This is a genomic window from Dyella kyungheensis (assembly GCF_016905005.1).
Taxonomy (GTDB): Bacteria; Pseudomonadota; Gammaproteobacteria; order Xanthomonadales; family Rhodanobacteraceae; genus Dyella; species Dyella kyungheensis.
On sequence record NZ_JADIKC010000001.1, the window covers coordinates 74,390 to 88,175 of the forward strand.

General features: G+C 65.8%; 15 protein-coding genes. 7 read left to right on the forward strand and 8 right to left on the reverse strand.

Features of this window, described 5'->3' with window-relative positions:
• Positions 1-32: 32 nt before the first annotated feature.
• On the forward strand, positions 33-1,166 hold the full coding sequence (gene dapE, locus ISP20_RS00400) for a succinyl-diaminopimelate desuccinylase (protein ID WP_204634093.1): 1,134 nt from the start codon (positions 33-35) through the stop codon (positions 1,164-1,166).
• A 44-nt stretch (positions 1,167-1,210) separates the two neighbouring features.
• On the opposite strand, the gene ISP20_RS00405 is transcribed toward dapE, so the two are convergent.
• Positions 1,211-3,631, reverse strand: a complete 2,421-nt coding sequence (locus ISP20_RS00405; protein ID WP_204634094.1) for a penicillin acylase family protein — start codon at positions 3,629-3,631, stop codon at positions 1,211-1,213.
• 48 nt (positions 3,632-3,679) lie between these two features.
• Positions 3,680-4,492: a phosphodiester glycosidase family protein gene (locus tag ISP20_RS00410; RefSeq protein ID WP_204634095.1), complete on the reverse strand. Its 813-nt coding sequence runs from the start codon at positions 4,490-4,492 to the stop codon at positions 3,680-3,682.
• Positions 4,493-4,615: 123 nt separating this feature from the next.
• Here ISP20_RS00410 and ISP20_RS00415 point away from each other — a divergent pair, with 123 nt between their 5' ends.
• From ISP20_RS00415 to ISP20_RS00425, 3 genes are read left to right on the forward strand one after another with little or no spacing between them, the layout of a single operon-like run.
• Positions 4,616-4,981: a VOC family protein gene (locus tag ISP20_RS00415; RefSeq protein ID WP_204634096.1), complete on the forward strand. Its 366-nt coding sequence runs from the start codon at positions 4,616-4,618 to the stop codon at positions 4,979-4,981.
• A gap of 52 nt (positions 4,982-5,033) precedes the next feature.
• Positions 5,034-5,522, forward strand: coding sequence for an NUDIX hydrolase (locus ISP20_RS00420; protein WP_204634097.1), 489 nt, complete (start codon positions 5,034-5,036; stop codon positions 5,520-5,522).
• Positions 5,519-5,950, forward strand: coding sequence for an NUDIX domain-containing protein (locus tag ISP20_RS00425; protein WP_204634098.1), 432 nt, complete (start codon positions 5,519-5,521; stop codon positions 5,948-5,950). Before ISP20_RS00420 ends, ISP20_RS00425 begins: the two co-directional genes overlap by 4 nt.
• Before the next feature lie 387 nt (positions 5,951-6,337).
• On the opposite strand, the gene ISP20_RS00430 is transcribed toward ISP20_RS00425, so the two are convergent.
• Both ISP20_RS00430 and ISP20_RS00435 read right to left on the reverse strand, forming a co-directional pair.
• Positions 6,338-7,552 carry a beta-ketoacyl-[acyl-carrier-protein] synthase family protein gene (locus ISP20_RS00430; protein ID WP_204634099.1) on the reverse strand — a complete coding sequence of 405 codons (1,215 nt, stop codon included), beginning with the start codon at positions 7,550-7,552 and terminating at the stop codon, positions 6,338-6,340.
• 3 nt (positions 7,553-7,555) lie between these two features.
• Entirely contained in the window at positions 7,556-7,807 is a 252-nt protein-coding gene (locus ISP20_RS00435; protein WP_046971921.1) for an acyl carrier protein, read from the reverse strand.
• A 217-nt stretch (positions 7,808-8,024) separates the two neighbouring features.
• Here ISP20_RS00435 and ISP20_RS00440 point away from each other — a divergent pair, with 217 nt between their 5' ends.
• From ISP20_RS00440 to ISP20_RS00450, 3 genes are all read left to right on the forward strand, one after another.
• Complete coding sequence (locus ISP20_RS00440) at positions 8,025-9,083, forward strand: GNAT family N-acetyltransferase (protein ID WP_204634100.1); 1,059 nt, start codon at positions 8,025-8,027, stop codon at positions 9,081-9,083.
• Positions 9,070-9,945, forward strand: a complete 876-nt coding sequence (locus ISP20_RS00445) for an arginase family protein (protein ID WP_204634101.1) — start codon at positions 9,070-9,072, stop codon at positions 9,943-9,945. The genes ISP20_RS00440 and ISP20_RS00445 overlap by 14 nt, the downstream gene beginning before the upstream one ends.
• 117 nt (positions 9,946-10,062) lie before the next feature.
• Positions 10,063-10,878 carry a CPBP family intramembrane glutamic endopeptidase gene (locus ISP20_RS00450; RefSeq protein WP_204634102.1) on the forward strand — a complete coding sequence of 272 codons (816 nt, stop codon included), beginning with the start codon at positions 10,063-10,065 and terminating at the stop codon, positions 10,876-10,878.
• A 9-nt stretch (positions 10,879-10,887) separates the two neighbouring features.
• On the opposite strand, the gene ISP20_RS00455 is transcribed toward ISP20_RS00450, so the two are convergent.
• The 4 genes from ISP20_RS00455 to ISP20_RS00470 are packed head-to-tail and all read right to left on the reverse strand — an operon-like array spanning position 10,888 to position 13,747.
• On the reverse strand, positions 10,888-12,087 hold the full coding sequence (locus tag ISP20_RS00455; RefSeq protein WP_204634103.1) for a DegT/DnrJ/EryC1/StrS family aminotransferase: 1,200 nt from the start codon (positions 12,085-12,087) through the stop codon (positions 10,888-10,890).
• Between the two features lies 1 nt (position 12,088).
• Entirely contained in the window at positions 12,089-12,532 is a 444-nt protein-coding gene (locus ISP20_RS00460; RefSeq protein WP_204634104.1) for a DMT family transporter, read from the reverse strand.
• Positions 12,533-12,535: 3 nt separating this feature from the next.
• Positions 12,536-12,898, reverse strand: coding sequence for an EamA family transporter (locus ISP20_RS00465; RefSeq protein ID WP_204634105.1), 363 nt, complete (start codon positions 12,896-12,898; stop codon positions 12,536-12,538).
• A gap of 9 nt (positions 12,899-12,907) precedes the next feature.
• Positions 12,908-13,747, reverse strand: coding sequence for an alpha/beta fold hydrolase (locus tag ISP20_RS00470; protein WP_204634106.1), 840 nt, complete (start codon positions 13,745-13,747; stop codon positions 12,908-12,910).
• Positions 13,748-13,786: the final 39 nt, after the last annotated feature.

Genomic DNA, 13,786 nt, shown 5'->3' on the forward strand with positions numbered 1-13,786 from the left:
TCCTCAGCAGACCTCACCGACCCGCAGATGTCATGTCCGACGTTATCGACCTTGCTTGTGATCTCATTCGCCGCCGCTCAGTCACCCCGGAGGACCGCGGCTGCCAGGCCTCGATTGGCGAACGTCTGCAGCGAGCGGGCTTTGCGGTGCAGCACCTGCGCTTTGGCGAGGTCGACAACCTGTGGGCGACGCACGGGCAGGGTGGGCCGCTGCTGGTGTTTCTCGGGCATACCGACGTGGTGCCGTCCGGGCCGGCTGAGAGCTGGACCACCGATCCGTTCGAGCCGGTGATTCGCGATGGCCTTCTATACGGCCGCGGTGCGGCGGACATGAAGGGCTCGGTGGCGGCGATGGTGGTGGCGCTGGAAGCGTTTGTCGCGGCGCATCCCGATCACCGCGGCCGTGTTGGCCTGCTGCTGACCAGCGACGAGGAAGGGCCGACCAATCTCGACGGCGTGCGCCGCGTAGCCGAGCATTTCCGTGCCACGGGCGAACGCATCGACTGGTGCGTGGTGGGCGAGCCGTCGTCGAAGGAAAAACTCGGCGACCTGATTCGGGTGGGACGTCGCGGCTCCTTGTCGGGCACGCTGCAGGTGCGCGGCATCCAGGGCCATGTGGCGTACCCGGAGAAGGCGCGCAATCCGATCCACGCGTTTGCACCGGCACTGGCGGAACTGGCGGCGGAGCGCTGGGACGAGGGCAACCAGGATTTCCCGCCCACCTCGTTCCAGGTCTCCAACCTCAACGCGGGTACCGGTGCGAACAACGTGATTCCCGGCGCGCTCACGGCCTTGATCAATTTCCGCTACAGCACGGCCAGCAGCGCCGGGGATCTCCGCAAGCGCACCGAGGCCATCCTCGACAAGCACGGCCTGGATTGGCAAGTCGATTGGTCGCTGTCCGGTGAGCCGTTCCTCACGCCGCCGGGCGGCGCCGTGCGCGAGGCGGTGGTGTCGGTGTGCCGCGACCTTTGCGGTGTTCCGCCGGAAGAGAGCACGGGCGGCGGCACCTCGGACGGCCGCTTCATCGCGCCGCTGGGTGCCGAAGTGGTGGAGCTGGGACCGGTGAACGCCACCATCCACAAGGTGGACGAATGCGTATCGGTGGCCGACCTGGAAAAACTGCCGTCGCTGTACGAGGCGATCTGCATCCGCTTGCTGGGCTGATCTGACGCCACAAAAAAGGCCGCCCGAAGGCGGCTTTTTTTGGCTTATGACTTGGCGGGAAGTAGCGTCAGCGTGTGCTGGTCGGGTCCGGGCAGCAATGGCGTGGGACGGCCGTTCACCCAGTCTTCCTGGCCCGCGCCGTGATAGGGCGACAGCGGGTTGTCGCTCTGGCCGCCGGGCATGTGCAGGATGCTTTGCGCTTCCTGGCCGGGCATCGCGTCGAGCCGTTCCGATGCACCGAAGCCCGGTGATACGACGCGCGGCATGTTGTGGTCGCCGGCCACCGGTTCGTCCGGCATGTCGAGGAAACGGCCGATGAAGCCGGGCAGGGCGCGCGACAGCGGATGACGGATGTCCGTGCGGTTGTGTTCGCCCCAGCTGCGTGCGGCGAGGCCGCCCGGCTGCTTGCCCAGCTCGTCGACAACGTCGTGAGCCGCTGCATTGAGCAAGGCGTTCCAGTTGTCGTAGCTGGGATCGAGCAGGTTCATCGGGCGATCGCGCACCATCGTCCACACCGCGGCCTCGGCGTCGACCAGGCCGGGCCAGGCGAAGTCGTCGTGCTTGGCTTTTACCTGCGCCACGAAGGGCGCGAGCACCTTCTCCTTCACCTTGTCGCGGAAGGCACGCACCAGTCGATAGTCGACGCTGTCGGTCGAGGCACGGCCTGCCCAGGTCGCGGTGAGCTGGCGCAGTTGCTCCAGCTCCGGGTCGTGCGTACCCGCCAGCGTGTCCTGCAGCAGCCGCTGCCAGCGCGTGAGCAGCACGGCGCGATTGTCCAGCTGCACGTCGAGCATATTGCCGGGCGTGAAGCTGTTGCGGGCGCGCAGATCGTCGCGAATCTGTTGCGCGCGTGCGCCAAGATCGTGGCCGCCGTTGCCGAGCAGTTCGAGTTCGCTGCCGTCCACCGTGCGGTTGTTGGCCGTCCACAAGCGGCCGTCGGCAGGGTCTTCCACGCGCGGGTACTGCGATGCTTGCGCGCAACCCAGCCAGCCGGTATCGGCGGCGGACCAGTCGGCCGGCAGCTGCGGATCGAAGCCTTTGCGCAGCGGAATGCAGGTGCCCGTGACCGTCCAGCCGATGTGGCCGGCGCTGTCGCCCGCGAGCAGGTTCTGCGGCGGCATGCCCATGCCCGGCGCCAGATCGAGTGCCGCATGCGCGCTGTCGATGTGTTCCAGCTGCATCACGCCCAGGTTGTAGCCGCCCGGGCGATCGCCGATCCATGCCAGTGCCAGCGGCGTGCCGTCCACGTCCTTGCCCATGATCGGGCCCCAGCGCGTGGCTTCTACCTTCAGCGTATGGTCGGGAGCGTCCTTGATGTGGATGACTTCCTCGTGCGTCTCGATCGCGGCCCAGCCTTCGGGCACCTTGTAGCGCGAGGCATCGTTGGGGTCGCGCAGAACGCGTACCCAGTCCGTCCAGTCGCCGTAGCTGTTGGTGAAACCCCAGGCGACCTGGCCGTTCGAGCCAACCACCAGCGCGGGTGTGCCGGGCAGGGATACGCCGTTGGCGTCGCGTTGTCCGCCCGGTGCCGACGCATCCGGATAGCGCAGGCGTACGCGGAACCAGATGTTGGGCACGCGCAGCGACAGATGCATGTCGTTCGCCACGATGGCGGCGCCCGATTCGGTGAGGTTGCCCGCCACGGCGAAGCTGTTGCTGCCCGGTCGCGCGGCGTCCAGCGCAGGGAGCAGGGCGGCGGTCATCGCGCTCCGGTCGCCCGGCGCGGCGGGTGCGAGCTTGTGCAGGTCGAACGTCTCGGCGCCCGGAATCACCGGCGGATGCGAAAGATCGCCTTGCAGCGGCGCCTCCCAATCCGGATCGGGCGAGAGCAGGAAGTCGGCCACCGGCGCGGGCAGGGTCGAGCGCAGTTCGGCCATGTGCAGCTCGCGCTCGTTGCGGCCGTCACCGTTCAGATCCAGGTACATCGCCGCGATGACCAGGAAGGTGTCTTCGGCGCGCCACGGTTGCGGCTTGGCATTCAGCAGCAGGTATTCCCACGGCTTCACGTGCAAGTGTGCAAGCCCCGCGTTGACGCCGGCCGCGTACAGGTCGAGCGTGCGCTTCTGCTCCGGCGGCAGCGCCGCATAGGCGGCCTGGGCCACGCTGCGCAGGCGATGGCGACGATGGTTGATGTCGGTATCCAGCGCCTTGGCGCCCACCAGTTCGGAGAGCTCGCCCGCGGGCAGGCGACGCATCAGGTCCATCGCGAAGAAGCGCTCCTGCGCATGCACGAAGCCCATGGCGTAGGTGAGGTCGTCGCGGTTCTTGCCTTGCAGCGTGGTGGTGCCGAGTGCGTCGCGCGTGATCGAGACGGCATCGCCGAGGTTGCCGAGCTTCACCTCGCCATCGAGTTGCGCGCGGCTGCCGGCCAGCAGGAACCAGCCGGCGACGAAGACGCCCAGCAGCAGGATCAGCAAGGTTCCGAGCAGATAGCGAAGCCAGCGGAAACGTCGGGGTTGATTCATGGCGCGAGTGGCTCGATCCGGAGGGTGGGTGACCGTCGACGTGCGCGGTCAGGGCGTGGTTTGCGAGAACACCGCGAAAATGCCGGCATACGGCTTGACCATGAAAGTGGGCGCGCCGGCATAGCCTTCGCCGTCCACGTAGAACTGGGAAATGGTGCCGTCCAGGTAGAGCGCATCGCGGCAACCGAGTTCTTCCTTGAACAGCCGCGCGAAGGTGTGGAAATTCACCGGCGCCTCGCTCACCGCGAACACGACATGGTGCGGCGTCTTGGCGCACACGCCGCTGCGCCACTTGAGGCTGTTGGAGTCGTCGATGAACTGATCGTTGAGCTTGCCGTCGATGACCAGCATGGGACCGGACTGGCTGGCCCATGTCGTCGGTTTGGCGGCGGCCTTGAAGGCGGTGCTGGTCTGTACGGCGGCGTGGCCGTCGGGATAGATGGCGAACACGCCATTGGGCAGCAGCGAGAAATTGCCCGATGCCGGATTGCCATGGGACAGGTTCAGCGGCACCGTGGTCTTGCCGTTTTCCACGTAGAGACCGAGCGGCGCGAACTGGCGGTCGTAGATGCCCGCGTTGGCGGCGAACAGCATGCGGCGGTTGTGCGTCATGCCCCATTGGCGCAACGCGTTGATGGTGCCGAAGGGTTCGCCGCTTTCCGGATCTTTCCAGTGCAGGCTCAGGGTTTCGCGCTTCAGGTCGATGCGGACCACGCGGAAGTTCTGGTTATCGAACACCTGTTCCTTGCTGGACACCGCCTGCGCCTGGCGATCGCAGCCGGCCACCAGCACCAGGGCCAGCAGCAGCCAGCACAGCGAGAGGCGCAGTCGGGACAGCGGGCGGTCTGAAGCGTTCCACATTCCCCGATGGTCGCCGCCCTGACCGTGCTGGCGCAAGTCCGGCGAGACGTTTGGGAGAAAAATCCCGTGGCCGCCATCCGCTAGCATGGCTGGGCACCTCACCAGCAGAAAGGGAGCCATGCCATGCACACGCTGGACACTGTCGAGATCAAGACCTTCGTGCCGGCGCGGGATTACGCGTTGAGTCAGGCGTTCTATATCGGCCTGGGTTTTGACGCAGACTGGGCCTCCGATGAATTGACCTGCTTCCGGCACGGCGGCACCAGTTTTTTACTGCAGAACTTCTATGTAAAAGAACTTGCCGACAATTTCATGATGCATCTGGTGGTGGCTGACGTTGACGCCTGGTGGCGGCACGTTGAGGACAGCGGAGTGATCGAGCGCTACGGCGTTCGGGGAAGCCCGCCGCAGGACCAGTCGTGGGGTATGCGCGATTTTGTCTTGTTCGATCCCAGCGGCGTGCTGTGGCGCATCGCGCAGAGCCGTTGAAACCGATGGATCACTATACTGGCCGCTTTCCTCCTCGACCCGCAGCGTACCGATGCCCTATACCCCCATCGTCGCCACTCTCGGCTATGTGCTGTCGCCGGATCGTCGACAAGTCCTGATGATCCACCGCAACTCGCGGCCCGACGACATGCACCTGGGCAAATACAACGGCCTGGGCGGCAAGATGGAGCCGGAGGAAGACATCGCCGCCTGCATGCGCAGGGAAATCCTTGAAGAGGCCGGCATTACCTGCGAGTCGATGTCGCTGCGCGGCACCCTCAACTGGCCGGGTTTCGGCAAGCAGGGCGAAGACTGGCTGGGCTTCATCTTCGTCATCGACCGTTTCAGCGGCACGCCGATGACCTCCAACCCCGAAGGCACGCTGGAATGGGTACCGCTGGACCGCCTGATGGACCTGCCGATGTGGGAAGGCGACCGCCATTTCCTGCCGCTGGTATTCGATCAGGATCCCCGCCCATTCCACGGCGTGATGCCGTACAAGGACGGCCGCATGCAGTCCTGGTCGTTCTCGCGGCTGTGAATGGCGAGAAGATCATCCGCATCGTTGCCGCGGTGATACGCGACGTGCAGGGCAGGGTGCTGATGGTGCGCAAACGCGGTGCCGAGGTATGGCAGCAGCCAGGCGGCAAGCGCGACGCGGACGACCGCAACGATCTGCACACGTTGGCGCGTGAACTGCACGAAGAGCTCGGCTGCACGATGCATGAGGAAGGCGCCCGTTGGATCGGGCGTTTCAGCGCGCCGGCAGCCAACGAGCCGGGCCATGTCGTCGAGGCCGAGGTCTATGAAGTAAAAGCCGATGGGCCGTTTGTGGCGCAGGCGGAAATTGAGGGCGTGTGCTGGGTCGATCCGGCTGCGCTTGGAGATATGCCGATTGCGCGCTTGAGCCGCGAGTCTATTTTGCCGGCAGTCGCAGCTACGCACGTAGCCACCCATCCGCAAGATTGACCCCTCACCCCAGCCCTCTCCCCGGAGGGGAGAGGGAGAATTGCCGTGCACCGCAAAAGGCGATGCGAAGCGAGGCTCCGCTTTAAGTCCTCAGCACCGCCTTACTCGCGATGTAGCCATACCGTTGATTAGGGAGATCGTGACGATCCGAGCCCCAAATCCTTCAGGCTTGTATACCGCAGTCGGTGTGAGCTTCTGAGGCCATTTTCTTTGGGTTACTTTTCTTTTGGGCCAGCAAAAGAAAAGTGACTCGAGCGGCGGCAGCCGATCGAAACGCCCGCCGCGTAGGCGGCACCCTGGCGTCAACGCAGAAACCAAACACCGAGGCTCTGGATTCCGGCCTGCGCCGGAATGACGAGCAAACTCAGCGCAACGCGCCATCCACCATCACCCCATCCGCTTCACCGCCACCACCGCATTCAACCCGCCAAACGCAAACGAATTGCTGATCGCCGCGTCGATCTTCTTCTCGCGTGCCACATTCGGCACATAGTCCAGATCGCAGGCCGGGTCGGGTTCGAGGTAGTTGAGCGTCGGCGGCACGATGCCGTCACGCAGGGCGCCGATGGTGCCGATCAACTCCAGCGCGCCGCCCGCGCCCAGCGCGTGGCCGTGCATGGGCTTGGTCGAGGAAATCGCCAGCGCAGGCGCATGCGCGCCGAATACGCTGTGCAGCGCGCGGGTTTCCGTGCTGTCGTTGGCGACCGTTCCGGTGCCATGCGCGTTGACGTAGCCGATGGCCTCGGGCGCCAGGCCGGCGTCACGCAGCGCCATGCTCATGGCGGCGGACGCGCCCACGGCCGAGGGCGCGGCGATGTCGCCCGCGTCGGCACTCATGCCCGTGCCCGCCAGTTCGCACAGGATCGTGGCCCCGCGCGCCTGCGCCGATTCCAGCGTCTCGATCACGAACATGGCGCTGCCTTCACCCAGCACCAGTCCCTTGCGTCCCGCGCTGAACGGGCGGCAGGTATCGGGTGCCAGCACGCGCATGGATTCCCATGCGCGCATCAACCCCAGCGTGAGGCTGGCTTCCGCGCCGCCGACCACGGCCGCATCCACCAGGCCGGCGCGAATCATCAGCGCGGCCTGCGCAATGGCATGGTTCGATGAAGCACAAGCGCTCGCCACCGCGAAGGTGGGACCGGTGATGCCGTGCGCCATGCTGATCTGGCTGGCCGGCGCGTTGGTCATGATGCGCACGATGCCCAACGGGTGGAAACGCGTGGCGCGTTCCTCGTAGAGGCGCTTGTACAGTCCTTCGCGCGTCTCCTCGCCGGCGACACCCACGCCCACCAGCACGGCGGTGCGCGAGGCGCGTTCACCGTCGAAGGAAATGCCCGATTGCTCGACCGCTTCGCGCGCCGCGACCAGCGCGTACTGGCTCAACGGATCGAGAAAGGCCAGGCGCGCTTCGGCGAAATGCCGGCTTGGATCGAACTGCTTGATCTCTGCGGCAATGCCGCCGCTACGCAGCGCCGAAGCGTCAAAGCGCGTCAGCGGACCGATGCCCGAAACGCCTTCCGTCATGGCCTTCCACACGGAAGGTGCATCGTGGCCGAGCGCGCAGATCGCGCCCATGCCGGTGATCACGATACGGCGCATGGATTATTCGCTGGTCTTCTGGGCGAGCTGGCGCTCGATGGCTTCCACCAGCTGGCCGACGGTGCCGCCGTCGAAGTCGGTGTCTTCGTTGGGCAGGTTGATGTTGAAGTGCTCTTCGATGTCGAAGATCACCTCGATGGCATCCAGCGAGGCGATGCCCAGGTCCTTCAGGGTGGACTCCGGCTTGATCGTGTCGAGCTCGATCTTGGCCTGCTTGGCAATGATGTCGAAGGTTTCCTGCTGAACGTTGCTCATGTTTGATTTCCTGAGTTCCACGGCGCCGGGTCACGCGGCATCCTCGGGATGCCGTTACGCAAGCCTGACGAAGCGTCAGGATAAAGTCCAGAACGCCTCCTGATTCAGCTTCTGCCAAGTGCCTTTCGGCAGCCTTATCGGCCGAAAAGTGGCGGTGGCCGTGCCAGGCCGGGGCGGGAGTCGTATCCTATGGCCTTGTGACTCGTGGGCCTGTCGCGTGCAGTACCTCAATCAGCTCGAGCCGGACGCACTGATCGCCCGGTTCGCCGAACATCCCCCCATCGATTTCAGTGTGCTTCAGGTCGCGGAAACGCCGGCCTTCGTGGCGCCGTTCGACCTGCTCACCACCGCCGATGACGAGGCGCGCGCCAAGGTGATGGGCGCGCCCGGCTATCGCTGGTGGGGGCGGCTGCTGCGCTGGCGCACGGCCTTCGTGGGCACCACGGTGTCCGAATACGCGTTGTTCCCGCGCGACGCCCAACCCGACGCGCTGGCCAAGGCCCTGCGCGACCAGTTGGGCCGGCGCCAGCGCCTGCTGGTGGTGAAGGACATTCCGCAGGCCTCGCCGCTGTTCGATGCGGCCACGGGCCAGTGGTGCCGGCGTTTTGCCGACGCCTGCGAGTCGGCCGGTTTCGTGCTGCTGGAAGGGCAGGCGCTGGCGTATGTGACGATCGATTTCTCCAGCGAGGACGATTATCTCGCGCGGCTTTCCTCCGGCCGGCGCAAGGACATCCGCCGCAAGCTGCGCAAGCGCGACGAGACGGCGGTGACGTCGCTGCATTGCGGCGACGCCGTGTTCAGCGACGATGCCGTGGTCGACGCGTATTACGCGCTGTACGAGAACGTCTACGCGCAGAGCGAGATCCACTTCGACAAGTTGAGTCGCGATTTTTTCGCCGCGGTGCTGCGCGATGCGACCAATGGCGGCGTGGTGTTCGTCTATCGCCATCAGGAACAGATGATCGGCTGGAACCTGTGCTTCGTGGTCGAAGGCAAGCTGATCGACAAGTACGTGGGCTTCGCCTATCCGCAGGCCCGCGAGCAGAACCTGTATTTCACCAGTTGGTTCCACAACCTGGCCTTTGCGCGCGCCCAGCAGCTGACGCACTACGTGGCCGGCTGGACCGACCCACAGGTGAAGGCGTCGCTGGGTGCACAATTCACCCTCACGCGGCACGCGATCTACCTGCGCAATCCACTCCTGCGCATGCTGGCACGCCGCCTGAGCCGATTCTTCGAGAGCGACAGCCAATGGGCGACGCATGAGCAGGCGTGAACCACTGATCCTGGATTTCGACAGCTCGGTCGGCGAGATGGCCGGCGCGACCACGCTGCCGCTGACCGACTGGCAGGAAGCGATCCGCTTCGGCTGCACGCTGCGCACGTTCAACCGCCTGCGCGACTATCTCGACACGCGCCTGCCGGAAAACTACGGCACCGTGCTGATGGGTTCGGGCGACTACCACCATCTCACCTGGCCGCTGGTGCAGCGCCAGCGTGCGCGCGGACCGTTCCAGCTGGTGGTGTTCGACAATCATCCGGACAACATGCGTTTTCCCTGGGGCATCCATTGCGGTTCGTGGGTGCGCCGGGTGGCGATGCTGCCGTTCGTGACGCACGTGCACGTGGTCGGCATCACCTCGGGCGATATCGGCGCTAAACACGCGTGGGAGAACTACCTGCGGCCCTTGCAGGCCGGCAAGCTCAGTTACTGGTGCATGGATGTGAACGTGGATTGGGCAGCCAAGCTGGGCCTGGCCGATGCGTTCCGCCGCTTCGACGACCCGGACGAACTCACCACCGCGTTCGTGCGGCAGCTGAAGCAGGCGCCGCAGCCGACCTATCTGTCGATCGACAAGGACGCGTTCAGCGTCGATACCGCGCGTACCAACTGGGACCAGGGACGGCTGGAGGAATCGCATGCGATGGCGATCATCGAGGCGTTGCGTGGACGCATCGTGGCCAGCGACATCAACGGCGAAGTCTCCGCCTACCAGTACCGCACATGGTGGAAGCGCATGCTCAGTGGCATGGACGGCCAGGAGCCGGTGCCGCAAAGCGAACTGGATGCCTGGCAGGCGCAGCAGCGGGCGTTCAATGCACGCCTGCTCGCGGCGATTGCCGAAAGCAGCGTGTAAAGCAGCGCAACGATGATCGATCGATCATTGACGCCGAAGCCGTAGTGAACGGGCAGGACTGTTGCACGCAAGTCGAGAGCCGGCTCGTTCCGGCGACGCACGAGGCGATGCCGTGACATGACCGACCATTTTCCTAGCAGCCGCCGCACGCTGATCTTCCTGGCCAGCGCCTTCGGCATCACCTGGATCGCCTGGGGCGCGCTGGTCGCGCTCGCACAGGCGCAACTGACCCGCTACGGCAGCTGGCCGTTCATGACGCTCTACGTGCTGGGCGGTCTGGGACCGACCATGGCCGCCTATATTGCCGTGTGGCGCACGCGCGACGAGGCGCCACTGCGCGAATTCAACCAGCGCCTGGGACGCTGGCGCGTTCAACCCGTGTGGTATCTGCTGGCGCTGGGGCTTCCGATCGTGCTGGGCTTCTTCGCCGTCGGCATCGCGGTGGCGTTGAAACCGGCGCTGGGTCCGCTGGTGAGTTTTCGCCCGTGGTACCTGTTCCCCTTGTACTTCCTGATGACCATCATCGGCGGCGGCCTGGAGGAACTGGGTTGGCGTGGCATTGCGCAGGAAGAGTGGGGGCACACCCTGGGCGCTTCCCGTGCGGCCCTGATGATCGGGCCGATCTGGGCGATCTGGCACCTGCCGCTGTTTTTCCTGCCCGGGGTGGCGCAGTACCACGCCGGGTTTGCCTTGTTCCTGGTGGGCGTGATGGGCAATGCGTTGCTGTTCGGCTGGCTCTACAGCCATACGCGCAGCATCCTGTTGTGCGTGTTCATGCACGCGGCGTCCAATGCCGTGGTGATGATGGGCGTGACGATTCCCTCCGGCATGGGCATGTCGCTGGTCGGGCCCTGCCTGAGCCTGTGCGTGGGCGCGCTGTTGTTCCTGTCCGGCAACAAGCGGGCGGAAAGCCGCGAGCGCGCGACGCATTGAGCGCGTCTCTCAGGCGGCCGCGCGTTCCAGCGTGAGGCAGATCGACTCGAACGTGGCGTCGTCCAGCCACGGGCTATTGGTGATGGTGAGCGAGCGCGCAGCGAAGCTTCGTGCATGGGGCAGCGGCGTATCGGCCACGATCTCGCGCAGATAGTCGTAATCGGGCAGCGCATGGATGAACAACCGGCTGACCCCCAGGCCGGCGGTCCACAGCGTGTTCAATGCCGCATCGCGCGCGGCCTCGTTCGGCAACGTCAGCAGCAGGAATGGCCACACGCCTTGCTGCCCCAGTGCGTCGTCGAACACGGTGATGCCGGTAATGCGCTTCAGGCGCTGTACGCGAGACAAGGCTTGCACACGGGTCGTTTCGAGAAATGCCGGCAGCCGGGGCAGCGCGCGCGCACCCACCGCCTGGCGCCAGCCGCTCACGGTGTGCAGTGGAATATCGGGACCGAAATCGTCGCCGACCGCGGCGACCGGATCGTGTTGCGCCAGGGCCTTGCGCAACGGACGTCCATACGCCAACGGCAGCAGCGAGGGGCGATAGGCCACGGTGTAGCCGATCAACTCCAGCGCGCGTTGCCAATCCATCCTGGCATCGGCATGGATGACGGCGTCGTGGCTGGCGGCGAAGGCGTCGCGCAGCACGGTATCGCGGGTCAGCAGCAGGCCGCCTTCGAACAGGGTGAGTCCCTTGCCCACGGCAAGGCTGAAAAAGCCTGCGTCGCCAAGCAGGCCCACGCTGCGCCCGTTCTGTTGTGCGCCCAGGGCTTGCGCAGCGTCTTCCAGCACGTAGGCACCCACGCGATGGCCCACGTCCAGCGCGGCATTCACGTCGGCCACGCGGCCGGCCAGATGGGTCGGCACGATTGCCAAGGTGCGCGGTCCGCTCAGCACGCGAAGCTGTTCGGGGTCCATGTCGAAATGATTGGGCGCGAGATCGCACAACCGCAGCTTGAGTCCGGCGCGATGGATGGCCAGCGCCACCAGCGGGCAGGTCCACGCGGGCACGATCACTTCGTCGCGTTGCGGCCGCAGGCCGTGCATCGCACGCAGCGCCACCACCATTGCCGCGGTACCGGAGCATTCCAGCTGAAGGTGCTCGACGCCGAGCCACGCCGCGGCACGTGCTGCAAACGGGGCGCGACCGGGCCACAGGTCGCTCAGGCGCAGCGGCAGTCCGGCAGTCGGCGGCAGCTCGCGAGGCACGTCAGTCTCCCGCGACGACGCCCAGCGCACCCTTCGCTTCGGTGGGCGGGTCGCCTTCCGGATGGGCGCCGCTTTCCGCGAACGCCAGGCAGATGATGCCGGCCACGATGGCGACGGCGCCAATGATGCGCGATGCCGTCAGCGGCTCGTGGAACAGCCACACGGAGAACAGCATCACGCTCACCACTTCAAGATGCGTGACCGCGAACGCGGGGCCGATCGGCGCGTGCTTGAGCAGCGTCATCCAGGTGAAGAAGTTGCCGACGTAGCCGATCACCGCGACATAGATCCACGGATGGCCAAACACGCGCACGATCCACGCCCAGTTCGCCTCGGGCGGGAAGGCGTGATCGCCGGCGTACTTGAAACTCAGCTGCACCAGCGTGTCGAACAACACCAGGATGGTGAAGCCGATGGCGTAGAAACGGGCTAGCTTCATCGACATCCCTCAACCTCCTGCCATGCCGACGATGGCCACGCCCGCGGTCACCAGCAGCATGCCCGTCACTCGCAGCGGCGTCAGTTTTTCCTTGAACAACAGGCGCCCGGCGATCATCACCACCACGATGTTGATCGAACCCAGCAGCACGCCTTCGGAAAGATCGACCAGCGAGAGGAACGCGATCCAGACCAGGAATTCGGCGACGTAGGAGAGCACGCCGATCCAGATCCACGGACGCGCCGCCATGTACTTCCAGCGCGCGACGCCGTCACCCGCACGAGGATCGCCGGCCGCTGCCTTGAAGGACAACTGGCCGACGGTATCGAGCGTGACGTTGAGCAGCCACAACGCGACAACCAGGGGACTCATCGGGAGTCCTCAGGCCGCAGCGCGCGCGACGGGTTCGTAGGTGGCGGCGATCTGGCGGAAGAACTCCGCCGAGCGGTCGGTCAGCAGGCGACGTTCCCGATCCACCGTGATCATATGGTAGCTGTCCTTCAGCCACAGCGTTTCCACCGGACCGGACACGCCACGCTGCACCAGGTAGGCGTTCTCGATGCTGGCGATGTCGTCTTCGGTGGCGTGCGCGATCAGGCAGGGCGCCGTCACCTTGGGCAGCTCGCGCTTCACCACGGCGGCCATGTTGTACATCTCCGCCAGCGACGGCCACGGATTGCCGGGCAGGCCCGCCGCGGCGCTGTCGCCGCTCAGCATGGCGCCGCTGATCTGCGCGCGCAGGCGCTCGTCGCGAATGCCGTACGGCTCGCCCTCGTGCACCATGCGGTGCTTGCCGATGCCAAACTTGTGCAGCAGCGGCAGCATGAAGGAGAACTTGCCGATGAACGGAATCGCCCAGCCGTCGTAGCGGAACGTAGCCCCGTACACGCCCACGCCCTTCACCCATGCCGGGCGCTCGGCGGCGAGCTTGAGCGCCAGCACGGCGCCCATCGACAGGCCGGCCACGAACAGGTGGTCGACCTCGTGGCGCATCTTGTCGGCGGCGGCCTCCACGCTGGCGTACCAGTCGCGCCAGCCGGTCTTCAGCAGGTCGTCGACGTCGCCGCAATGGCCCGCCAGCTGCATGCCGTGCACCGTGTAGCCCGCGCGATTGAGGCCCTTGCCGAGCAGGCGCATCTCGGTCGGGGTGCCGGTCAGGCCGTGGATAAGCAGCACACCGCTGCGACCGCCCTCGTAGCGGAACTCGACGTCTTGAATCACTTGGGAGCTCCGGAGCTACAGGCTATCGGGGAAGTCCGG